Consider the following 22106-nt stretch of genomic DNA (forward strand, 5'->3'; position numbering starts at 1 on the left):
GCTATTTTCGAAGGAGTTGTGTCAATGGAACGTGGTTTTGAGGAAATTCTCCATCGCCTCGTCATTATCACCCACGTGGCAGCCGGCAGCCTTACCCTGATCACAGGCGTCATCAACCTGCTCAATAAAAAAGGGGGGCGGGCGCACATTCGTTGGGGCCGTTTTTACTTCTGGTGTATGTTCACCATCTTCGTCACCTCCCTCATCTCCCTGGTGTTTTTTGTCAACAACCCACTCGTCTTCCTGATCAACGTGTTCGCCTTCTATCAGGTTTTTTCTGGACGGCGCGTGGTGCTGCGCAAACGATTGGACCTGACCCGCCACGTTGGCAGACTGGACTGGGGGGTGGCTGCCGGCACAAGCGTGTTTGGCGTCGGCGCTTTGTTGTGGAGTATTTCTCCCCTTTGGGGCGGGCGGGAAATGAACTCGCTGCCGCTAACCATTCTGATCACCTGGTTTAGTGGTTTTACCATCTACCTGGCCGGCAACGACATACGCTACTTCCAGAACCCTTCCTCTGACCGCCGCTGGTGGTGGTATCACCACATGAACTACATGATCGGCTCCTTCACCTCCGCCACCACCGCCGTGATCGTAACCAATCTCCACCGTGTCTCCTTCATTCCGCCGGAAATTGGCTGGATTTTCTGGCTCCTGCCGGGAAGTATCGGGCTGGTAGGGACGTTTGTTTGGATCCGCTACTATCGCCGCCTCTTTAACCGTCAATCCGGCAAAACGGCCGCACCTATAGCCAGACCCACGCCCATCGAACTACCCCGCAACGTGACCGCTGCCCTGATAGCCCTGCTGCTCGTCGCCGCCGCTGCTGCCGTCAGCATTTTGGCGGATCGCCCCCCTGTTCCCGCCCCGGCTACCGCGCCCGCGGACACCTTCTCCGCCGCGCGCGCCAGCCAATACGTCCAGGACATTAACCAGACCCCCCACCCCATGGGATCCGCGGCGCATGTGCAGGTGCGCGATTACTTGCTGGCGCAATTGCGCGCCCTGGGCCTGGAGCCAGAGCAGCAGACGGGCACAGGCATACAGATTGGGGGCAATGGCGCCGGCAGCGTTACAAACATCATGGCCCGCATTCCAGGCACCCACGCTCCAGACACCGCCAGCGGCCAGGCTGTGCTGCTGATGTCCCACTACGACTCTCCACCAACAACCCCCGGCGCGAACAATGACGGCGCCAATCTGGGCGGCATTCTGGAAACTATCCGCGCCCTCAAAGCCGCCCCACCGCTGCAAAATGACGTGATCATTTTCATTTCCGACGGGGAAGAGTTTGGCTCTTTTGGTTCGCAGATATTTATTGACAAACACCCCTGGGCGCAAGACGTAGGCGTTGTCCTTAATTTTGATACACGGGGGACGGCGGGCGCGTCTTTGCTGTACGAAACCAGTGCCGGCAACGGCTGGATGATTCGAGAATATGCCCGCGCTGTATCTCGCCCGTTTGGCAACTCCCTGGCCTACGAAGTGTACCGCCGCCTACCTTTCGATACTGACTTCACCGTCTTTAAGCGCGCCGACTACGCTGGCTTTAACTTTGCTTACATTGATGGCTACCCCTATTACCATTCCCCGCTGGATACGGTGGCCCGGCTAAATCAGGCCAGCCTGCAAAGCCACGGTGAGCAAATGCTGGCGCTGACGCGGCACTTCGGCAATCTGGACTTGAGCCAGACAAAAGCCGACAATGCCATCTATTTCGATGTCTTGCAACGCTTTCTGGTGCATTACAGCGGCGGCCTGATGTGGCCGTTGACAATCGCGCTGTTGCTAGGCTTTGCCGGCATTTGCTTCTGGGGTGTGCGTCGTGAGCAGATGGCGTGGAAAGGCATCCTCGGCGGCCTGGGTGGTTTTGCCATCAGCCTGGTGGCGGGCGCTGCCCTGGTTACCCTGGTCTGGCAGCTAATCAACCTGCTGCACCGCGACTACGCCTTCCTGCTGTTAGACACTTATAACAACCTGGTTTACCGTTTCGCCTTCATGGCGCTTTCCCTGGCGGTTAGCGCTTTCATCTACAACCGCCTGTTTGTCCGTCAGGAATTACTGAACCTGATGGCTGGCGTGGGCGGTCTCCTCCTTATCTTGCTCCTGGTTACCGGTGTGCTGGCCCCCGGCGCCACCTACCTGTGGGCCTGGCCCCTGTTGTTCCTCTTGCTCAGCCTGGTCTATTTGCTCCGGGTGCGCCAGGAAAAACCGGCGCGTGCCGGCATAAAGGATGCCATTGTGCTTACCCTGCTATCACTGCCGGCTATCCTGATCCTCATGCCTACTGCCTGGCTCGTTTCCGTCGCCCTCGGTGTGCGTTATGCCGGTGGCATGGCCTTCTTTATACTGGCGTTGCCAGGATTACTGTTGCCGCAAATGCGCTGGGTTGCCGGGCTAAATCGCTGGCTGCTGCCCGCCGGTGGGTTGTTGGTTGCCGGCATTTTCCTTATCATCGGCGCGGCTATCAGCGGGTTTGACGCCCAGCACCCCCAACCAGACAACCTGATCTACGCCCTGGATGCAAATACAGGCCAGGCTGTCTGGATTACGCAGTCGCCGCGCGCCGATGGCTGGACAGCCGCCTACCTGGGCGATGGCAGTCGCGCGCCTCTGGAGAACATCTTCCCTGGCTTTTCCACCTACCAACCGCTGCAAGAAACGGCCCCAAGTGCTGACGTCCCCGGCCCAGAAATTACCGTGTTGCAAAACGAGGTGACGAATGGTGTGCGCGATTTGCGCCTACGCATTGTTTCCCCGCGCGGCGCGCCTGTGCTGCGCATCACCCTGGCTACCGGCGGCAGCGAACTGGTGGCGGCCAGCGTCAACGACGAGCCTGTCACTGATCTGGACAGCCGTTACATTAACGCGGACTGGTGGCGGCTGATTTATTATGCCGCGCCGGCAGAGGGGGTTGAATTATTTGTGCAGCTCCCTGCTACGCCAGACATGGTCGTACACGTGGCCGACCAATCTTATAGCTGGCCTGATCTGCCCGGCGTGGCGCAGCCTGTGCGCCCCGCGGATTATATGACGATGCCCACTCCCTTTGTTCTGGGTGATGTGACGCTGGTGGCGCGCCAGATTGCCGTGCCATAGGGGCGCGCCGGCTACAGGATCGTAGACAGGTGATTGCTGATGGTTTGCAGCAACAACCAGCGGTAAGGGTGCAAAAAGAAGTGATCGCCGGGAAAGACGTGTAGGCTAAACTGATTAGCGACGTGCCGCCGCCATGCTTCCATGTCCGGCGGCGGCACTTTTTCATCGTGAATGCCGGCAAAAGCGGCCACCGGACAACTCAGCGGCGCTTTGTCGGTATACGTATATACATAACACACGCGCAAATCCGCCCGCAGTGTAGGCGTTACAATTCGCAGCAATTCATCGTTTTCCAGCACCGCCGTGGGCGTTCCCTTCATCCGCGCCAGCTCCGCTTTGAACGGTTCATCCGGCAGGTCGTGAATGGGGTCGTCTCGCTCCGGAATATCTGGCGCGCGATAGGCGGACACAAAGAAATAGGCCGGTTGCGCCTTCCCCTGATCACGCAAGGCGCGGATCAGTTCAAACCCCAACAAGCCGCCCATGCTGTGCCCAAAGATAGCGTAAGGCCTGTCCAGATAAGGAGAAATGGCGTCGGTTAATGCCGGCAGCAGGTCATTAAACGCCGCATAAGGTTTTTCGCCAAAGCGGTTTTCTCGCCCGGGTAGCTGCACCGGGCAAACTTCCACGAATGCCGGCAGCGCACGTGGCCACTCTCGAAAAATCGAAGCTCCCCCACCCGCATACGGTAAACAAAATAAACGCAATTGCGCCCGCGGATCAGGTCGCCCGCGCAGAATCCAGTTGTTGGGTTTCATAAGTCAATCGTACTAATGTTACTGCCAGAGGTGTGTCGCGCCTTGCCAGACGTCATGTTCCTGTGGTGTACGCTACCGGTGCTGAGTGATCGTCTATAAACAACTTCTTAGTCCAATCTTCAAGATTGACTCTACTGAAAAAAGGCCAAAAACCGGGTTTTTACACATGAACCACTCTGGTAATTTCCGCCGGACACTCGAAAAACCCGGTTTTTTCAGTGAACTCAAACATTTCGGGCTCTTTCGGATTTCGTGGGGTCTGCCCCACATATGGGTCTGGAGTCGAGGCTTTAGCCGGTTCTTGCGCACATATTCCGGCTAAAGCCTCCACTCCCCGCGAGTTCCTGAAGAACCACATTTCGCATTGTCAACAATCGCCCTAAAAATCCGCTCCTGATTTTGAGTCTCTATCCGAATCAATAAGTCGGGCGCTGAAACCAGGGAGTGCGGGAGATTGCGGGGGCGGTGGGGTCCTGCAACTGCTGCCAGGTAAGCCAGTTCTCTTCGCCGATGCGGATGGCGCGAGCCAGGGGAAATGCGGCGCACAGGGTGGCGTTGAGTTGGCCGGGGAGGCGACACCAGAAGATAGTCTTCGCAGCCACGGAGGGGCGGGCAGGGACAGAGCGCAGTTTGTCGGGAGAGGTATAGCTGAGGTAGCGCAGCCACTCCCACATGAGGCGAGGATGGGTAGAGTCCTGGCTGATGACAAAACCGGAGACATGCAAAGGGGTGATGCCTCCTTCCGTGCCCCCGGCGGACGCCTGTGCCGTGGAAAGCGGAAAAGGCACTACCCCCAACGGCATACGAGATAGCTCCACCTCATAATTCACGGGGGAACTGACCCACATCGCCGCTTGTTGGAGCATCAGCCAGCGCAGTCCTGCCAGTTCCCGTTCCTCATCCGTCAAAAAACTTATGTCGGGTAAGGTCTGCCCGACGTTCGCCGTGTACCACGATAGTGCCGCCTCCCGTCTTTCCTCATTCAAATCAGGCAGGCATGGCCCCTGGATACAGTCGCTCTCCCAGTTTAGTCCGAAGCCCCACGTCAGGTCCCCCGTTGTGTCCATAATTCCCCAGTAACGATCCCCACCGGGCAGCGGTTGGGACAGCGCACGGGCTGCCGCGGTGAGGTCCTCCCAGGTCCAATCGGCGTCTGGTTGAGGCACGCCCGCGGCCTGAAACGCATGAAGGCTGTAAAAAATCACATTCATAATGGCGTGGGAGGGAACCATCCACATGCGCTCCCGCCACCACGCTGCCTGCCACAATTGCTCATAAAAGTCCCCCTGGTCAAATTGCGCGTCTCCCTGCGCCATTTCCGTCAGGTCGCGTACGTATCCGCCCGTGATCAGGCTTTCCGTGAGCGTTAGCGTTGCCCCATCTACCCGCGGCAGCCAGGCGCGCGGGTCGGCGGGCTGGCTCCCCAGAGGAATGATCTCGATGGTGTAATCGCCGGGCAGGTATGCCTGGGTGAATGTTTGCGCCAATCCTTGATAGCGAAAAGCGGCGGCGTCGGGGACGACAAAGCGCAGCGTGGTTGTGGGGGGATTGAGATGGGCCGCCAGTGCCGACCAAAACAATGCGCCAGGGTCGCCGTTTTCGTCTAGTCCCCAGAAGCGGGGGGAGGGAAGGCGCACTTCGCCTACCTGCCCGGGTGTGGCGTATTCCAGCGCGGGGGCGTCGTCCGTTTCCAGGATAAGGGTGAGGTGGGGGGTGTTGGCGGGGGTGTTGTCGGTCACGAAGCGGCTGATCCGGGCGCGCCAGTCGATGTCGCTTGCCGGCATAACCAACACCCCCCAATCATATCGATACCGTTTCGTCTCGCCCCAGTATGATTCGCTGCCGGCACTCCGCCGCCACTCGCGGCCATCCCAACGGAAAAACACGATGCGCTGCCACGATTCTCCGTCTTCCCGCCAGCGCACGTTGGCCCAGGCTTCCCCCTCCAACTGCCGCGCCCGCGTCACTTCCCGCTCCGCCTGGTTGAAGACCTGGTTACGCGGCAACAGTTGCGCGGCAATCCAGGCGGGGTCATTTGTTTGCAGCGACAGGAATAACTCGCCATCGCCTGACTGCGCCGCCTGCTGCTCCAGGTCCAGCACCGCTTGCAGATCCGCCTTTAGGTCATCGTCGCGGTGTTCCAGCCAGTAGCGCACGCCAAACCAGATGGCGACCGCCAGGCAAACGGCCATGACCGCCACGACCAGCCAGGCAAGGGGGTTGCTGCTTTTGCCTGGTGGCGCGGGAGGAGCAATTCCATCCTCCGTCTGCCAGTTGAAATCGATACCCATGGTGTGGGGCAGTTGATAGTTGGCGGTGGGTCATTGACGGTAGGCGGTTGAGAGGCTATTCGCTACTCGCTGCTCGCCACCCGTTATTCACCGCTCGTCACCCGCCACTCACAATTGGGTGACGACGCGGGCGAGGCGCTCAATGGCGCGTTCCAGTTCGGACATGGCGGTGGCGATGGAGAAGCGGACGTGCCCTTCTCCACTGCTACCAAAGGCGACGCCGGGCGTGCCGGCAATTCCCGCCAATTCCAGCAAGGTATCCGCCAGTTGCACGCTATTCTTCTCCGTGTGCGTGAACCGGGGGAACAAATAGAACGCCCCTTCAATGGAGGCGCATTCAATGCCGGGCATTTCGTTAAGCGCGTCCACCATGAAATCCCGCCGCTCCTGGTAGGAAGCGCGCATCATCTCCACCACATCTTGCGGGCCATTGATGGCGGCAATGGCGGCGTGCATGGTAAACGTGGCCGCTGATGTTATCGTCTGGCTGTGCATTTTGCCGGCAAGTTTCATAATCGGCGTGGGTCCGACCAACCAACCCAACCGCCAACCCGTCATGGCATAGGATTTGGAAAGGCCGTTGATTGTGAGGGTGCGTTCAGCCATGCCCGGTTGCGAGCCAATGGAGATGTGCCGGTGTCCATCGAAAACAAGTTTCTCGTAGATTTCGTCGGCAATGACGTAGAGATCATTTTCCAGAACGACTTGCGTCAGGGCATCCATCTCATCTTGCGTGATCACGCGCCCGCTGGGATTGCTGGGCGTGTTGATCATGATGGCTTTGGTGCGTGGCGTTATTTTGGCGCGCAGCAGGTCGGCGGTGATGCGGAAATTGTCGCTGCTGGGGAGGCTGACGGCAACGGGGACGCCGCCCATGATCTGAATCAGGGGCGGATAAGAGACCCAGACGGGTTCCAGGTAGAGGACCTCGTCGCCCGGGTTGAGGATGGCGGAGAGCGCCAGCGCCAGTGCCCACTTGCCGCCAGGGGTGATGATGATGTCGGTAAAGGGGTTGACGTGGATGTTGTTCTCGCGCGCCATTTTGCCGGCAATCGCTTCCAGCGCCGTGGGGATGCCTTTTGTGGGAGCCGGGTAGTGGGTGGCTCCGTTTCTGATAGCCGTGAAGGCGGCTTCGATAATGTGCGCGGGGGTGGGGAAGTCGGGGTCGCCGCCCGCCAGGGCGATCACGTCCTGCCCGCTGGCTTTCAGTGCTTTGGCTTTGTCGTTGACGGCAAGGGTGACGGAGGCGGGAATGCCGGCAAGTAAGCTGGACAAAGGTCTCATACATCTTCTCCCTGGTGATTTTCAGTGATCGGTTGATGGTTGTTGATCAGCTGTTAAGTGGCTGTCCGCAATTAAATTAGCGGAAAAGAGCGGACACCGGCCACCCATGGGTAGCTTGTCAGTAACTGTCCGTAAAAGAGCCTGAAGTCGTTTTCGGACGGTTACCAAGCGCGCCGATGCGGCGCAGTTTGGCGGCCAACTGCTGTTCCGTGTCCTGCATCCCTGGCTCGATGCGTGGATAGGCCAGCCACACGAGGCTGAGGCCGAAAAGACCGCCGGTGAGGGTGCGCAGCAGCGGCGTGCTTTCGCGCAGTGGGAAGATTTGCTGTAACGTTGGCAGGAGCGCGTCCAGCCAGGCGACACCCCAGGGGCGGGCAAAGAAGTAGGAAAATAACTGGCTGAAGCCGTCCAGCCCAATGGGGGCGATGCCGATGAGCAAGAATAACCAGATGGGCATGGGTTTGATCGCCCGCCGCCGCCGCAGCAGGCCGTAGATCAGCCCGCCGAGGAGGACAAAGCTGTAGATGCCAATGTCCCGCTCGCAGAGGGCCATTTTGTACCCCATCTGCGCGTTTCCTTTGAAGGCGCGCGCCGGCCCCAGGAAGGTGTTTAGATCGCGGATGTCGCCGGAATAGCCGGCGAACTCCGGCAGTTGTGGAATGTAGCTGTCAATGGCGTTGAGGTGGGTGGGGGCGTTGGCGCGAGGGTAGGCGTACTGGTCGCCGAAGAGGAAAAAGGAGCGGGAGGCCATCTGGTGGCACATGGGGCTGTAGACGGTGTAGATGAGGTTGGCCGGCTGTGGCATGCCCGCTTCCATGAGGGCGGGGGCCAGTACGGGGAGGCCGACGTAGAAGGCGACAAAGAGGTTGAAGACCAATACCCAATGGCGGGCAAAGCGGTAGATGAGGCGGTCAATGCGGATGACGAGGGTGCGCTGCCAGCCGGTGATGGGTTTGGGAGGCGTCATGGTGCGTTCCTTACGATTCGATGGGCGGCTGGGTAAATGCCGGCATTCAGCATTGTACCAGATTACGCCCCATTCGCCGCAAAACAACGGACTATGGGCTACTTGCTCCCCAACGTCTCCTGCAAGTATCCTTCAATTTGTGCAAACGTCATCATGCCCCGGTGCACGGCAGTCACCTCCCCCGCCGCATTCACAAAAACACTGGTAGGGAAATTGTATACACCATACTGGCTGGCGATGGCTCCGTTCGCATCCAACAGCGGGGTAAAGCTCAACCCCATTTCGTCATGGAAAAAAGCCCCCACCGCCTCCGCGGACTCTTGCTGGTCCAGAGCCAAAATCTGTAGCCCATCGTCAGCGTGCTGCTGAAACGCTTTTTGCAAATCCGGCATTTCCACGCGGCAGGGGGGACACCACGTGGCCCAAAAGTTGAGGATGAGGGGCTGGCCCTGAAAATCGCTCAGGCGCACCGATTGCCCGGCGAGATCGGCGGCAATGAATTCCGGGGCGACGTCACCGGCGGAGATGCCGCCCGTATCCAGCGAGTAGATTTCATCGGCGGACTGCGCCGGGACCAACTCGCCCGCCTGCTGGATGACAGAAGCGGTATTAGCGGCGGACTCATTGGCGCGGCCATCTCCGTGGCGCAACAGTGAGCCGCCGAAGAGGAGCATGGCGGCGGCCAGTCCCAGGAGCGTAAAGCCAATCAACACAACCAGCGGATGTCGCCGGGCTGAGGTCGTTTGCTGTGACATGGTGGGTTGACCCTCCCTGGCGCGCTAGCGGGAGAAAAGGGCGACGAGTTTGTCTTCGATGCCGGCAAACCAGATAGCCAGATCAGGCGGAACCAGCGAATTGAACGTAGCCAGCGTGCCGTTGAGCATGAGAAAACCGATTATGATAAACAGTACCCCACTGATTAGCTGCGTGGAGTGCAAATGCAGCGTCACCCGCCGTTCGCCGGGAGACGTGAAAATCCACAGTGCCACGCCCACCGCGGCCACCGCCAGCAGTCCGTATTCCTGCACCGGGGTGATGGTTATGCCGGCAAATGTAGCAAAGTGCAGCGTCGCGTACTGGGCGACGGCGACGAGAATGCGCCAGATAACGAGCGCCCACAACACGCCCACCACGGCGGCGTGCGCAGTCACCTCCCACCCTTTGCCGCGCAAAATGCGCCAGAAAAGGCTCTTGCGGCTGGCGCGTCCAAAAAGGGTGGAGACAAGGAGCAGGGGCAGCCCCAAACCGAGGGCGTAAATGAAGAGGAGCATACTGCCGCGCAGGACGGACCCCGTGGTGGCGGCCATGGTCAGCACGGTCCCTAAGATGGGGCCGACGCAGCTTGACCAACCGACGGCGAAGGTGAGGCCAAAGGCAAAGGAGCCGCCCAGGGTGGCGCTGCGCGGCGATTCTTCTTCTTGCTTAAAGCCGGTGAAGCCGCTGCCCAGCAGGCTCATGACGCCAAAGACGAGGATGAGCGCACCGCCAATGAGCATGATCATCCCCTGGCTGTCGCGCAGGACGCTGCCGATGGCGGATGCGCCCGCGCCCAGCAGGCTGAACATGGTGGCGAGTCCGAGCAGGAAGGCGAGGGTGTTTAGGGCGATTTGTTTGCGTCCACTTTGGAAGGCGAAGGCGAAGTATGCCGGCAATATCGGCAGCGTACACGGCGAGAGAAAACTAAGCAGCCCACCCCCAAAAGCCAACACGCTCAGGACGAGGAAAGGCTGCGTTTGCAGCCCAAAGGCAAACGTCGGTGGCGGCGCGGACGTTTGGTTGATCGTGCCCACAATCAGGAAGATAACGACGAGGACAACGGTTCCCAGGACGATGATTTTGCCGACGGACAAGCCGCGCGACGAGGATTCCGACTCAAGCATGTTCACTCCAAAAAAGACGATAAAACAGGCAAAACAAAACCAACCACGTAACTGCTATGTCCGATTTGACCAATTTTCTCTGGTGAAAAGGGTCATTGCGCGCGTAAAATGGGTCCAATCTTCAGAGGGCGTGAGTAGTTACCCAATCACCCATTCAGTGGCCGATTTTCAGATTGGTTTATTCTCCAAGAATGAACCAATCTCTAATGGAATGGAGGCATTATTTCCCACGATTCTTACGCCCGGCTTACCGACGCCCCTCTTCCTCATCTTCCTTTAAGAGTTGCCGCATCAACTCGATGTCTTGCTTCAGATTTCGTTGACGGCTAAACAAAGTGGCAATATACACCGTGGCAATCAGCCAGATGACCACGTAGCCGAGGATGAGGTAGCCCGTTGTATCGGCGGGGCTACCTGCTTGCATCAACGCGGAGAGAAAAATGGCATATGGAGGCATCTTGATTTCCTTCTGCGGCAATGGGCCGTTGGAATAATGGAGGGTGTTGGATATAAACCGGCCAAATACGGGCCTACGCCTGCAGCCGCGCCATGACCCGCTGCTTCAGTGCGCTGGCCTCGTCCTGCAATTTTTGCAGGCGGATGCGGTTCAACAGCAAGGAACTGTAGAGGATGGTAAAGGTGAGGAAGGAGAAAACCATCGTGAAAACCATGCGCCCGGTCAGTTCCTGGTTCCCCTGGGCGTCTTCGCCACTGCCGATCAGGGCGGGGTGGATGTCGCGCAGCAGGCGGATGCTGTAGAAGGTGATGATGACGGTGACGAAGCCGGCAATGGCATAAACGGCGGAGTAGCGGGCGCGGCGATCAGGGTCTTCGACGGCGCCACGCAGCATGAAGTAGGCGGCGTAGACGAGCCAGAGGACGGTGATGGAGGTCAGTCGCGGACTCCAAATCCACCATGTGTTCCAGGCGGGGCGGCCCCAGATGGAGCCGGTGGCGATGGTGGCGGTGGTGAGGACGAGGCCGATTTCCACGGAGGCGGTGGCGATGGCGTCCCAATCTTTATGCGGACGGACGAGGTAGCCAATGCCGGCAGAAAGCGCCACAAAAAACGCCACTGCCGAAGTCCACGCCGCGCCTACGTGAAAGTAGAAAATACGCTGCACCTGGCCCATCGTCCGCTCCATGGGTACGTAGAAAAAAACCAGCCCCAGGCAAATAAGCACCATAATGGCGGCCAGCCAATTCAAAATGCGTACCGGGAGCCGCAAACGGCTTATAGACATCATTGGAAACTCCTTTTTGAAGGTATGAGGTATGAGGTATGAGGTATGAGGTATGAGGTATGAGGTATGAAGATTATCCTCATACATCCTACATCATACTTCATACCTCATGACGTTATTCTTCGACGACGAAGTGGTAGGTGAGAAAGCCCGCGGTGAGCATGAGGACGTCGAAGGCGACGACCAGGGAGACGGGGAAGGCTACGTCGCTCCACGCGGGCGGTTGATCCAGCATGAAGGCGGCGGCGGCGGTGGCCGCGGCCATCACGGAGGGGAGGGAGAGGGGCAGCAGCAGCACGGGCAGCAAGACGCTGCTGCCGCGTGTTTGGGAGGTCATGGAGGCTACGAGAATGCCGGCAGCCACAAACCCCAACGTACCCAATATCACCACCCCCCACACCGGCGGACGCCAGAATGGGCGGTTGAAAAACACAATGAAAATGGGCAGCAAAATCGCCTCCACAATCATCGTGAACAGCGATGTACTCAACACCTTGCCCAGATAAATCGCGCTACGGTCAATCGGGGAAATAAGAATCCCCTCCAGCGCGTTATTCTCCTGCTCCGCGTTCATCGTGCGGTTCAGCCCCAGCGTGCCCGCCAGCAAAATCGTACTCCAGAGAAACCCCATGGACGCATTGCGCGCCGCCGTCAGGTCGTTGGACATGGCGGACGCGCCCAGGGCAAAATTGAAGACCACGGCCACGGTCAGCGAGAAGATCAGCATCACGCTAAGGATTTGCCGCGTGTGCCGTTCCATCGTCAGATCTTTCCAGATGATGGCCCAGACCGCGTGTACATAGGCAGAGATTTGTGATGACACGAGTACCTTGTTGTCCTGCTGTAGAAATTGGTCCAATCTCCAGAGAGCGTCCGTAGTTACGTCCTGCTTTTACCGGGCAGGCGTCGCGCGCGTGATGTCCGTGTACAACGTGAGAAAATCACCTTGACTGATGGCCGCGCGCGCCACTTCCGTCACGATTTTACCACGATTTAGAATGGCTATGCGGTCGCAGAGGTTGAGACCGCGGGCAAAATCGTGCGTAATCATCAAGATCGTGCGCCCGCGTGCTTTCTCTTGCTCCAGCAGGCCTTCCAAAATACCGCTGGCCTCCTGGTCCAATCCCGTATACGGTTCATCGAGGAGCAGCACTTCCGGCTGGTGCAAGGTGGCGCGGGCGATAGTCAGGCGCTGCAACATGCCCCGCGAAAAGGTGCGCACGGGGTCACGCTGCCGCGCGGACAACCCCACCCCCTTCAGGGCGGACAGCACGAGCTGCTCACGGTTTTCCAGGCCATAGAGACGGGCATAAAAGGCCAGGTTCTCTGCTGCCGTGAGGTCATTGTAGAGGAGGGAATGGTGTGATACCAGCCCTATGTGACGACGGATTTTGCCGGCATGTTGCGGCAACATCCACCCCCCCACCTCCACCACACCCCCGCCCGGCCGCGTCAGTGTCGCCACAATACGCAGCAGCGTCGTTTTGCCGGCACCATTCGCGCCAACCAGCGCCACAAACTCCCCCTCCGCCACCCGCAAATCAACGCCACGCAGCACGGGGTTCAGCCCAAAATTCTTCACCAATCCGGCAATATGGATCATACTCGTCGCTATCCAGCCTCAAACCTTTCCGGAAGCTATTGAGACGCCTTTGGCCGGCGTTCGCGCTTCCGGGAAGGTGATTATTTACCCACGGCGCGGAACGCCTGCTGCACGATGGCCTGCGCTTCTGCCTGAAGCTGCCGCAAATGGTCCACGCCACGGAAACTTTCGGCGTAAATCTTGTACACATCCTCCGTGCCAGAAGGACGGGCGGCAAACCAGCCATTCGCCGTGACCACTTTTAGCCCGCCGATAGGCGCGTCATTCCCCGGCGCGCGCGTCAACTTCGCCGTGATCGGTTCGCCGGCCAGCTCCGTGGCCGTCACCATCTCCGGCGAGAGGCTTTGCAGCACGTCCCTTTGCGCGCGCGTGGCCGGCGCGTCTATCCGCTCATAGACCGGGTTGCCAAACTGAGCGGCCAGCCCGGCGTAATGTTCGCCGGGGTCTTTGCCCGTCACCGCCGTGATTTCCGCCGCCAGCAGGTCCATGATCAGGCCATCTTTGTCCGTCGTCCACACACGACCATCGTGGCGCAGGAAAGACGCGCCCGCGCTTTCTTCGCCGCCGAAGCCATAGGAGCCATTCACCAGCCCGGCGACAAACCACTTGAAGCCCACGGGCACTTCCGCCAGCCGCCGCCCCAGGTGCGCGGCCACGCGATCAATCATACTGCTGGAAACGAGTGTTTTGCCTACGGCGGCGTCGGCGCGCCAGCGCGGGCGATGTTGAAACAGATACCAGATCGCCACGGCCAAAAAGTGATTGGGGTTCATCAAGCCTGCGCCGCGGGTGACAATGCCGTGCCGATCATAGTCGGGGTCGTTGCCAAAGGCGATGTCGAAGCGGTCTTTGAGGCCGATAAGGCCGGCCATGGCGTAGGGAGAGGAGCAATCCATGCGGATTTTGCCATCTTTGTCCACGGTCATGAAGGAGAAAGTGGGATCGATGACGGGATTAACCACTTCCAGGTCCAGGCCGTAGGCGTCGGCAATGGGCTGCCAGTAGCCAATGCCCGCGCCGCCCATGGGGTCAACCCCCATGCGCAGTCCGGCGGCGGCGATGGCGTCCATGTCGATGACGTGGCGCAGGCCCGCCACGTAGGGAGAGACGAAGTCATATTCTTGTGTCGTTTCCGCGCGTAGCGCCCGCGCCAGGGGCATGCGGCGTACGGCTTTGAGTTCGTTGCGCAGGATGTCGTTGGCGCGGCCCTGGATGCGTTGGGTGATGGTGGTGTCGGCGGGGCCGCCGTGGGGGGGATTGTACTTGAAGCCACCATCGTCGGGCGGGTTGTGCGAGGGGGTGATGACGACGCCGTCGGCCAGGTGGGTGGTGAGGCCGCGGTTGTGGGTGAGGATGGCGTGGGAGATGACGGGGGTAGGGGTGTAGCCGCGATCTGATTGGAGGCGAATGGGGATGTCGTTGCCGGCAAAAACCTCCACCGCCGTCGAAAGTGCCGCTTCTGACAGGGCGTGCGTGTCCATGCCGACATAGAGCGGGCCGTCAATGCCCGCTTCCTGGCGATATTCGCACAAGGCCTGGCAGATCGCCAGGATATGATTCTCGTTGAATGTGGCCGTCAGGGATGAGCCGCGATGCCCGGACGTGCCAAAAGAAACGCGCTCGGCGTTGTTGAGTGGGTCCGGTTGCACGGTGTAGTAGGCGGAAACCAGACGGGGGATGTTGACGAGTAGGTCACGCGGGGCCGGTTGTCCGGCCAGTTCCGAGATGGGCATGAAAGCATTCTCCTACCGGAAATGGTCGTTAGTGGTTACGCTGGTTTGTCGTTGGTGGAATGCCCGTGTCCTTTCGTTTACCGTCCGCCCAAGACAAACCACGCGGGATGATACGGCGTGGATGCTAATTGGGCAAATGCGGTGATGGTTTTTGTCGTGTTCCCCAACCTGGCCCAATTTTGGAACGGCGCCGATTTTGCTAACGTCGTTGTGCCGGCATTAACCGGGGCGGAATTGCCGGCACATAATTCGGATCTCGCCACCGCGTCAACCCAATCCCCACCCGCATCGCCCGCCAGCCCAACCGCACCAGCCACGGATACTTCATCAAATACGCCAGCCGCGCCAGCCACACCCGCGTCACCAACTGGCCGATCAACGGGTCCGCCAGCAGCCGCTCGCGGTAGCCGGAAAACGAGAAGTCGCCTCGCGCAAAAGCCTCCTCCACCGCCGCCGCCGTCACCTTCCCATACCCCAGCGCAAACGAAATTCCCTCACCCATCAGCGGATCAGCCCCCGCCGCGTCCCCCGTGAGCAGCACGCGGGGCACGGCAAAGCGGCCGTTTTTGTCGAACCAGCGAATAGGATGCCCCTTGAGCTTATAATCATCCAGGTTGCGCTCCCGCTCCGCCATCGAATCCCGCAGCGTCTGCTTCAAGTCCGCTTTGGGGCGTTCTGGTCGGGCGCGGCTATCAAAGACGCCCCGGTTCATCATCGGCCGACCATTCGCCACGCTGGGGAAATCCCAATAGTACCCTTGCAGGCCATCCGTCATGCGCGTGAAGTCAAAGAGGGCGATTTTGTCCCGAAATTCCGGCTGCTGTTGCGGGTCTTCGGGGGTGAGCACTTCCAGCAGGCGGGCGACGCGCGAGTCGTCATCCCACTTCAATTTGCGCCGCACCAGGCTGCGCGACCCATCGGCGGCCACGACGACCTGGGCGTGGTAGGTGGCCTTATCGCTGACGACTTCCACGAAGGCTTCATGCGGAATCACGTCCGTGATCGCTTCCCCCTGGCGCACGGTGATGCCCTGCTCCTCGCCCGTCCGCACCAGCCAATGGTCAAACTCGTCGCGGCGCACGATGCGGAAGACGGGATTGCCACGAAAGGTGTATGCCTCATCCTGGTAGGTGAGGCGGACTTCGTGGACGGGGAAGTTGGGCACGCCTATGGGCAGCCCCAATTCGGCCAGGACGTTTTGCCCCAGATGGGTGATGCCGCCGCCGCACAGTTTTTCGCGGGGATGGATGGCTTTGTCCACGACGAGCAGGCGGCTGGCCCAGGAGGAATCCCGCTTGACGAGGTGGAGGGCGGTGGACATGCCGGATGGTCCAGAGCCAACGATGAGGATGTCAATGGGGATGATGGGGGGCATGGGGAATTCCTTTGCGGCAGTTGATAGTTGGCGATTGACGGGTGGTCGTTGGCGGTTGGTGGGTCGCTTTTTTAGCGGGGAAAGATGGGCAAGTATTGTTTGGTGAAGAGGGCGGGGGAGCCGTTTGTGCCCAGGTCTCCGAGGGTGTGTGAGGGTTCGTAGATGCCGGCATTGTCCACAGCCTGACTACGAAACCAATAATCACGCCCATCCGTCCGCACAAACGTCCCCATCGTACTCGTCGTATTACTCAGCAGCGGCATCCACGCCGTTTCGCCCACGGCGCGATAATCGACATTGTACCTGGACACACCAGAAATGGCATCCGTCCCGCTCCAATACAGCATAAAGCGATTGCTCTCCATCTGGAACACCGCATACACCGCCGACGAAGGCGCGCCTGTGTCAATGCCAAACGGCGTCGCCGCGGAAATAACCTGCGAGTTATCCGTTGCCGTGGCGATAACGCGCCAGTACAAAAGCGCATAATCCTGCGCGAACGGGATACTCGTCTGGCTCACCGCGCCCATCGTCTGGTTCACCAGCAAATTGGTGAAACCCGCATCCGCCGCCACTTGCAGCGTCACCGTGTTCAGATTGGGCATATTCAGCACGCTCCACTGGAACGTAACCGTGCGCTGCGTCACCCAGGCATTCACCGCCGGCGACACATTCGCCGCCGCCGGCCCCAACTGTCGCAGCCGAATCGCGTCAAACCACACCCCCAGCCCATTGTCGCTCGTCGTCAGGTCGCTCAGGCGCAGATAACCGCTGTCGTCCGCGTGAAACTCATATGTGCCCAGGCTCATCCACAGCCCCACATTTGCCTCGTGGCTCACCACCACCGTACTCACGCCGTTGGCGTGGTGTACTTCGTAGCGTGCCCCGCTTGTCTCCGCGCGCCCCGTGTCGCAGTAGGGCGCGTAAACATCAAGCGCATACAGCCCATTGTAGGGGATATCCGGGCGATAGGTGGCCCAGTTGACGCTCTCGCTGGGATTGGTCGTGGAAAAGGTAAAGTAAGCGTGGCGGTTACTGCCGCAGCCCCCGGACTCATCCAGTGTGTTGTGCCAGGAGGCGTTGCTCTTGGTGAAAATGGGCGTGTCCGCGCCGTCCGCCCACTCCTCTACATACGTGTAAGGCGAGACAAATCCGATGCGGCTGGCGACCTGCTGCCGCAGCCACGGCAGCAGCGCGTGCATATGCTCTCCCGGACACTGCGTACTCGTCCCGCCAAACACATCCCGATGCCCCATCAGGTTTGGCAATCCCCAAAGCACGTTGCTCCCTTGCAGCGCATGAGGCGGCGTGGGTGGCAGGCGGCTGGCGTCAAACACATCAATGCCCTTCTGGTCCGCTTTCCAGGCCAGCAAATCCGCCAGCGCGCTGAGCATGGCATTATTCGGGTCCACGTTGGTGTAATCGCCGATAAGGGCTACCCCCATCGTGCCGTAATTGGCATTGCCGGCATGTGTGCCCACCACGTCATCCCCACCCAAGTGCCCCTCGTAAATCACGCCATTCGGGTCAATCAAGTAATTGTAGCCAATATCTCCCCAATCCCGGTCAAACGTGTGGAAATACCAGATAGCGCGCACAATCGTCGGCCAGTCCGGCCCTCCTGACGTGACGGTATGATGCACCACCAGATGATTGACGGACACATATTCCAGTCCCTCGCTGTAGTTGCAGGCGGGATCGGTACACCATTGACTGCGTGGCACAACCGGTGGCTTGGGGTAGGCCGGTTGCGGCGCGTCCGGCGCGGTAATGGGGTGGAGATCAGACGCCCGCGGACCTTGCGTGCTGTCAATAAACGTGAAGCGCAGCCAATGCAAACGGGGACCGGCGTCCGGCGACGCCCCGCTCATCTGAATGCGATATTGCAGCAGCGTGTGCCGTCCCTCGACGGCGGGGACCGTCACCATATCCCCGGTCACGTCCGCTGCGCCCGGCGGCGTGAAGTCGTCGTTGGGGGCCACGGTGAGCCAGTCGCTCCACTGGCGTGTGTCCGTGGCGGTGCGGATGGATAGGCTCAGACTGGATGAGGCAGGTTCGCTGCCCTGCCAGGTGGGGAAGACCACGTTAAAAGGGATGGGGGCCTGGATGACGGGGGAGAGGTAGGTTCCGGTTGTATGGTTGGCTAACTTCAGACCAGATGGCAAGGCGATTGTGCCATTGTGAACGCCATTGCTGAACTGGTCGAAACTCTGCAGCAGCCGCGCCGCCTGTGTCTGGCCTGGGCCGGCCGCGTCAGCGGGCCGCGCGATGTCCTCTTGCCCCGAAGCGACCCACACAAACAATGCAGCAAACGTGACGAGCAAAACAGTTGCAAACTTCATAAATTTCCTCGGCCACCGGCCTGCCTCCTGCAATTGTGGAACTCTGACCCTGTGACTGATTTTAGCACGTCAGAAGCAGAAATCACGCCAGACCACGAATTCTCCATGCGGCTGCTTTACTGCGCTTCCGTGAACTGCTCTACCAGGTCCAGCACCACCTCCTGCAAATCACCCCGGTTGGGGAGGGAACCCATCATGCCGTACATGGCGGCGGAGCGTTGCGGGAGTCCGGCATTGCCGCCGCCGACCAGGGCGGAGGCCCGCCCCGTCAGGCGGCTGACGAGGGAATCAGGCAGCCATTTTGCCGCCAGCCGCGCCGACCGGACCAGCACCTTGTTGCCCCATTTTTGCAGGCTGGGGCGGCGCGCCGCCGCCGCTGCCGCGGCCAGGTCGGCGAGAAAATCGGTTTCGCGCCCCGCGTGCAAATGGTTGACGGTCAAGTGCAGCGTGGGGGGGAACTGCTGCCGATCCAGATGCCAGCCGCGTGCCGTCATCTCGTCGCCGACTTCGTAAATGTCCAGGTTATCCGCGCCGATGGCCATCAGGCTCATGGGCGGCTCGCCCATCACGCGCAGTCCGGGGATGGCGTTGATGCCCTGGCGCAAGGCGGTGGCCGTTTGCATCACCTCGCGGGCGATGCGCAGATACCCTTCTTCGCCCAGGTGGTTCATGATGGCCCAGGCGGCGGCGATGGCTCCGCCGGGGCGCGTGCCGGCCATGGTGGGGGAGGCATAGATGCCGCCGGGCCAGTCAGTGTAGGCGTGGAGTTGGTGGCGACGCAGTTCGCGGTTGTGGTAGAGGATGACGGAAGCGCCTTTGGCGGCGTAGCCGTATTTGTGCAGGTCGGCGGAGATGGAGGTGACGCCGGGAACGCGGAAGTCGAAGGCGGGAACGGGGTAGCCGAGTTTACGCACGAAGGGGAGCATGAAGCCGCCGACGCAGGCGTCTACGTGGCAGAGGAGGTTGTGTTCGCGGGCCAGGGCGGCCAGTTCGGGGATGGGATCGACGACGCCGTGGGGGTAGGAGGGGGCGGAGCCGACGAGGAGAATGGTGCGGGGGGAAATGCCGGCACGCATCCCCTCCACATCAGCGCGTAAATCAGACCCCACCGGCACACGCACCGGGCGCACATCAAAATAACGGGCGGCCTTGTCGAAAGCGGGGTGCGCGGAAACGGGCAGGAGCATTTCCGGCGGGTGGCGTTGCGGGTGCGTGGCGCGCGCCCAATCGCGGGCCGTTTTCACCGCCATCAGGATACTTTCCGTGCCCCCCGACGTCATGTTGCCCACGACACGGCCCTGGCTGCCCAGCAGCGCGGCGCTCATGCCGATCACGTCCGTTTCAAAGCGACGCAGGCTGGGGAAAGCGGTCGGGTTGAGGGCATTTTCGGACATAAAGAGCGTGTAAGCCTCTTTGAGCAGGGCGGCGGCTTCGGCTCCGGCGGAAAAGACGAGGCTGAAGACGCGCCCATCCTCCCAGTCGAGGTCTTGGGCACGGGCGGCGCGCATTTGGTCCAGAATGTCGTCTTTGGGGCGTCCTTGTAGGGGAAGAGGGCATGTGGTCATGGGAGAAGAATGGTCAATGGGTGAATGGCTGAATGGTTGAACAGGTAACGGGGCGGCGTTGGCTTGCGTGAAAGGGGTGCTTTGCGGACAATTTGAGCGGGCGCGCGCGCATAGATGGCGGCAAATGCACGCTCGTTTTCTGAATTCTAGCACAGATAAAGAGACCTGGAGTATGAGATGAACGATCTGGATAAGGTGCGCGAACTGCTTCCTTTGTTGCTTCCGGTGATCTTAATCCAGTTGGGGTTGCTGGTGGCGGCGCTGGTGGATTGGTGGCGGCGGCCCCAGACGCGGGGTTCGCGCTGGTTATGGCTGGCGTTGATTCTGTTTGTGCAGATGCTGGGGCCGATTGCGTATTTTGTGTTTGGGCGGGGGGATGAGTGAGATGGAAATGCCGGCAATCACCTGTCGCAATCTCAGCCGTCGTTATGGGGAAATCGAAGCCCTGAAACCGCTGGACCTGGAGGTGGCGGCGGGGTCCATTTTCGGCTTCCTGGGGCGGAATGGTGCCGGCAAAACCACCACCATTCGCCTCCTCACCGGCCTGGCGCATCCCACCACCGGTTCCGCCTGGATCAACGGCGTAGAAACGACAGGCGACGGCAGCCTGGCGCGGACGCAGTTCGGCTACCTGCCGCAAGCCCCCGCCTTCTACAAATGGATGACAGCCCGGGAGTATCTGGATTACGTCGGGCGGTTGTTCCTGATGGACGCGGCGGCGCGGCGGCGGCGCGTGGCGGAGATGTTGGAGCGGGTGGGATTGACGAGTGCCGCCAGGCGGAAAATCGGTGGTTTTTCAGGGGGAATGGTGCAGCGGTTGGGGATTGCGCAGGCGCTGCTGCACAATCCGCCCGTGCTGCTGCTGGATGAACCGACGAGCGCTCTGGACCCGGCGGGTCGGCATGAGTTGTTGACGCTGCTGGCAGATTTGCGCGGGCAGGTGACGGTGTTCTTTTCCAGCCACATTCTGGCGGACGTGGAGCGCATTTGCGATACGGTGGGCATTATCCACGAGGGACAGTTGCTGCTGGTGGCGGGGCGCGAGGAATTGCTGGCGCGCTATGCCTCTAATGTGATATTGGTGGAGGTGGACCGGGCCAGTTTGCCGGCATTGCCGGATTTTGCGGCGGACCTGGCGCGGCAGCCGTGGGTGGCGGCGGTGTCGCAGGCGGAAAATGTGGTGCGTGTGGTGGCGGCGGGGGAGGTGAATGCCGGCAAACGCGCCCTCATCCCCCTCATTGCCCAACACAACTTGCTGCTCAATCGGTATGAGTGGGTGCGCCCTTCGCTGGAAGAAATCTTCCTCAGCCTGAGCCAGTCCGAGATTACGAGTTAGCGGGAGCCAGGACCTGTCCGGAATTCGAGACGGTGGCAAGTTGAATGCCGGCAGCATGAAACACCACCACCCCTGTCTGCCCCTCCGTCACCCGCACCGTCACGGCAATATCAATCCCCTTCATGACCACGGGCAGTTCGTCCACCGACAGCACCTCCAGCGAATGCGTTCCCGCCAACCCCAGGTTTGCAAATCGGGCAACGCGCCGGTTGCCATCCCAGGCAGATACCTCTGTCACGACCGCGTTCCGCGCCACCTGGAAATCCAGCAGCACCGATTGCAGGCGCAATCGCTGACCGCCGGGGCCAAATGTGGGCGTGGAAAGCGGAAAATGCAGCACAAAATTACCCAGAGTCGTGCCCACGGCCTCCATACGTGCTCCCTGCCCTTGCTTGACCAGGACGGTGGCATCCACCAAAGACTTTTCACCGGCGGGTCCCAATTGGCTGCTGGCGAACTGCAACTGCGCGCTGCTGCCATGCACCCAGATTGTGTGTTGCAAGGTGACGACCGTTTCCTGGGCCAGCGCGGCGCCGGCGTTATTCAACAACGGGTTGCCCATTTCTATTCCTCCTGTGTGGATGTTATGCCGGCAGAAACAGCCTCACCCCCACCGATGGCGTCATTAT

18 protein-coding genes are annotated in these 22106 nt (G+C 60.3%); 3 read left to right on the plus strand and 15 right to left on the minus strand.

The annotated features are described in order from the left end of the window. Positions 1 to 24: 24 nt before the first annotated feature. Positions 25 to 3099 (plus strand): M28 family peptidase, encoded by a 3075-nt coding sequence (locus H6650_01210; GenBank protein ID MCB8950609.1) that lies wholly within the window; start codon positions 25 to 27, stop codon positions 3097 to 3099. A gap of 11 nt (positions 3100 to 3110) precedes the next feature. On the opposite strand, the gene H6650_01215 is transcribed toward H6650_01210, so the two are convergent. The 14 genes from H6650_01215 to H6650_01280 all read right to left on the minus strand — a co-directional run bounded on the left by H6650_01215 (position 3111) and on the right by H6650_01280 (position 20141). Further along, positions 3111 to 3857: a thioesterase gene (locus H6650_01215; GenBank protein MCB8950610.1), complete on the minus strand. Its 747-nt coding sequence runs from the start codon at positions 3855 to 3857 to the stop codon at positions 3111 to 3113. A 416-nt stretch (positions 3858 to 4273) separates the two neighbouring features. Beyond that, positions 4274 to 6148: an extracellular solute-binding protein gene (locus H6650_01220; GenBank protein ID MCB8950611.1), complete on the minus strand. Its 1875-nt coding sequence runs from the start codon at positions 6146 to 6148 to the stop codon at positions 4274 to 4276. A 108-nt stretch (positions 6149 to 6256) separates the two neighbouring features. Continuing rightward, a complete protein-coding gene (locus tag H6650_01225) occupies positions 6257 to 7432 on the minus strand; it encodes a pyridoxal phosphate-dependent aminotransferase (protein MCB8950612.1) in 1176 nt (391 codons plus the stop codon). 118 nt (positions 7433 to 7550) lie between these two features. Next, positions 7551 to 8399 (minus strand): DUF2085 domain-containing protein, encoded by an 849-nt coding sequence (locus H6650_01230; protein MCB8950613.1) that lies wholly within the window; start codon positions 8397 to 8399, stop codon positions 7551 to 7553. A gap of 98 nt (positions 8400 to 8497) precedes the next feature. Next, entirely contained in the window at positions 8498 to 9154 is a 657-nt protein-coding gene (locus H6650_01235; protein ID MCB8950614.1) for a TlpA family protein disulfide reductase, read from the minus strand. A 24-nt stretch (positions 9155 to 9178) separates the two neighbouring features. Continuing rightward, positions 9179 to 10279, minus strand: coding sequence for a cytochrome c biogenesis protein CcdA (locus H6650_01240; GenBank protein MCB8950615.1), 1101 nt, complete (start codon positions 10277 to 10279; stop codon positions 9179 to 9181). A 247-nt stretch (positions 10280 to 10526) separates the two neighbouring features. Beyond that, positions 10527 to 10736, minus strand: a complete 210-nt coding sequence (locus tag H6650_01245; GenBank protein ID MCB8950616.1) for a CcmD family protein — start codon at positions 10734 to 10736, stop codon at positions 10527 to 10529. Positions 10737 to 10809: 73 nt separating this feature from the next. After that, positions 10810 to 11526: a cytochrome c biogenesis protein CcsA gene (ccsA, locus tag H6650_01250; GenBank protein ID MCB8950617.1), complete on the minus strand. Its 717-nt coding sequence runs from the start codon at positions 11524 to 11526 to the stop codon at positions 10810 to 10812. A gap of 112 nt (positions 11527 to 11638) precedes the next feature. Next, positions 11639 to 12283 (minus strand): heme exporter protein CcmB, encoded by a 645-nt coding sequence (locus H6650_01255; protein MCB8950618.1) that lies wholly within the window; start codon positions 12281 to 12283, stop codon positions 11639 to 11641. A 132-nt stretch (positions 12284 to 12415) separates the two neighbouring features. Beyond that, positions 12416 to 13126 (minus strand): heme ABC exporter ATP-binding protein CcmA, encoded by a 711-nt coding sequence (ccmA, locus tag H6650_01260; GenBank protein ID MCB8950619.1) that lies wholly within the window; start codon positions 13124 to 13126, stop codon positions 12416 to 12418. Positions 13127 to 13206: 80 nt separating this feature from the next. After that, on the minus strand, positions 13207 to 14859 hold the full coding sequence (locus tag H6650_01265) for an alpha-D-glucose phosphate-specific phosphoglucomutase (protein ID MCB8950620.1): 1653 nt from the start codon (positions 14857 to 14859) through the stop codon (positions 13207 to 13209). A gap of 199 nt (positions 14860 to 15058) precedes the next feature. Further along, complete coding sequence (locus tag H6650_01270; GenBank protein ID MCB8950621.1) at positions 15059 to 16234, minus strand: FAD-dependent monooxygenase; 1176 nt, start codon at positions 16232 to 16234, stop codon at positions 15059 to 15061. Between the two features lie 71 nt (positions 16235 to 16305). Further along, positions 16306 to 18576, minus strand: a complete 2271-nt coding sequence (locus tag H6650_01275; GenBank protein ID MCB8950622.1) for an N-acetylmuramoyl-L-alanine amidase — start codon at positions 18574 to 18576, stop codon at positions 16306 to 16308. A 116-nt stretch (positions 18577 to 18692) separates the two neighbouring features. After that, entirely contained in the window at positions 18693 to 20141 is a 1449-nt protein-coding gene (locus H6650_01280) for an aspartate aminotransferase family protein (GenBank protein ID MCB8950623.1), read from the minus strand. 186 nt (positions 20142 to 20327) lie between these two features. Here H6650_01280 and H6650_01285 point away from each other — a divergent pair, with 186 nt between their 5' ends. Next, complete coding sequence (locus H6650_01285) at positions 20328 to 20525, plus strand: PLDc_N domain-containing protein (GenBank protein ID MCB8950624.1); 198 nt, start codon at positions 20328 to 20330, stop codon at positions 20523 to 20525. Continuing rightward, entirely contained in the window at positions 20518 to 21477 is a 960-nt protein-coding gene (locus H6650_01290; protein ID MCB8950625.1) for an ABC transporter ATP-binding protein, read from the plus strand. The genes H6650_01285 and H6650_01290 overlap by 8 nt, the downstream gene beginning before the upstream one ends. Here H6650_01290 and H6650_01295 read toward each other — a convergent pair. After that, entirely contained in the window at positions 21467 to 22039 is a 573-nt protein-coding gene (locus H6650_01295) for a hypothetical protein (GenBank protein MCB8950626.1), read from the minus strand. The two genes, H6650_01290 and H6650_01295, sit on opposite strands and share 11 nt — an antisense overlap. Positions 22040 to 22106: the final 67 nt, after the last annotated feature.

The organism is Ardenticatenales bacterium (genome assembly GCA_020634515.1).
Taxonomy (GTDB): Bacteria; Chloroflexota; Anaerolineae; order Promineifilales; family Promineifilaceae; genus JAGVTM01.

Bases quoted from the DNA above. Each gene is read 5' to 3' on its own strand.
- H6650_01255 (MCB8950618.1), bottom strand. From the start codon at position 12,283: ATGGAACGGCACACGCGGCAAATCCTTAGCGTGATGCTGATCTTCTCG.
- H6650_01225 (MCB8950612.1), bottom strand. From the start codon at position 7,432: ATGAGACCTTTGTCCAGCTTACTTGCCGGCATTCCCGCCTCCGTCACC.
- H6650_01220 (MCB8950611.1), bottom strand. From the start codon at position 6,148: ATGGGTATCGATTTCAACTGGCAGACGGAGGATGGAATTGCTCCTCCC.
- H6650_01210 (MCB8950609.1), top strand. From the start codon at position 25: ATGGAACGTGGTTTTGAGGAAATTCTCCATCGCCTCGTCATTATCACC.
- H6650_01295 (MCB8950626.1), bottom strand. From the start codon at position 22,039: ATGGGCAACCCGTTGTTGAATAACGCCGGCGCCGCGCTGGCCCAGGAA.
- ccmA (MCB8950619.1), bottom strand. From the start codon at position 13,126: ATGATCCATATTGCCGGATTGGTGAAGAATTTTGGGCTGAACCCCGTG.
- H6650_01290 (MCB8950625.1), top strand. From the start codon at position 20,518: ATGAGTGAGATGGAAATGCCGGCAATCACCTGTCGCAATCTCAGCCGT.
- H6650_01265 (MCB8950620.1), bottom strand. From the start codon at position 14,859: ATGCCCATCTCGGAACTGGCCGGACAACCGGCCCCGCGTGACCTACTC.
- ccsA (MCB8950617.1), bottom strand. From the start codon at position 11,526: ATGATGTCTATAAGCCGTTTGCGGCTCCCGGTACGCATTTTGAATTGG.
- H6650_01270 (MCB8950621.1), bottom strand. From the start codon at position 16,234: ATGCCCCCCATCATCCCCATTGACATCCTCATCGTTGGCTCTGGACCA.
- H6650_01230 (MCB8950613.1), bottom strand. From the start codon at position 8,399: ATGACGCCTCCCAAACCCATCACCGGCTGGCAGCGCACCCTCGTCATC.
- H6650_01240 (MCB8950615.1), bottom strand. From the start codon at position 10,279: ATGCTTGAGTCGGAATCCTCGTCGCGCGGCTTGTCCGTCGGCAAAATC.
- H6650_01280 (MCB8950623.1), bottom strand. From the start codon at position 20,141: ATGACCACATGCCCTCTTCCCCTACAAGGACGCCCCAAAGACGACATT.
- H6650_01245 (MCB8950616.1), bottom strand. From the start codon at position 10,736: ATGCCTCCATATGCCATTTTTCTCTCCGCGTTGATGCAAGCAGGTAGC.
- H6650_01235 (MCB8950614.1), bottom strand. From the start codon at position 9,154: ATGTCACAGCAAACGACCTCAGCCCGGCGACATCCGCTGGTTGTGTTG.
- H6650_01275 (MCB8950622.1), bottom strand. From the start codon at position 18,576: ATGAAGTTTGCAACTGTTTTGCTCGTCACGTTTGCTGCATTGTTTGTG.
- H6650_01215 (MCB8950610.1), bottom strand. From the start codon at position 3,857: ATGAAACCCAACAACTGGATTCTGCGCGGGCGACCTGATCCGCGGGCG.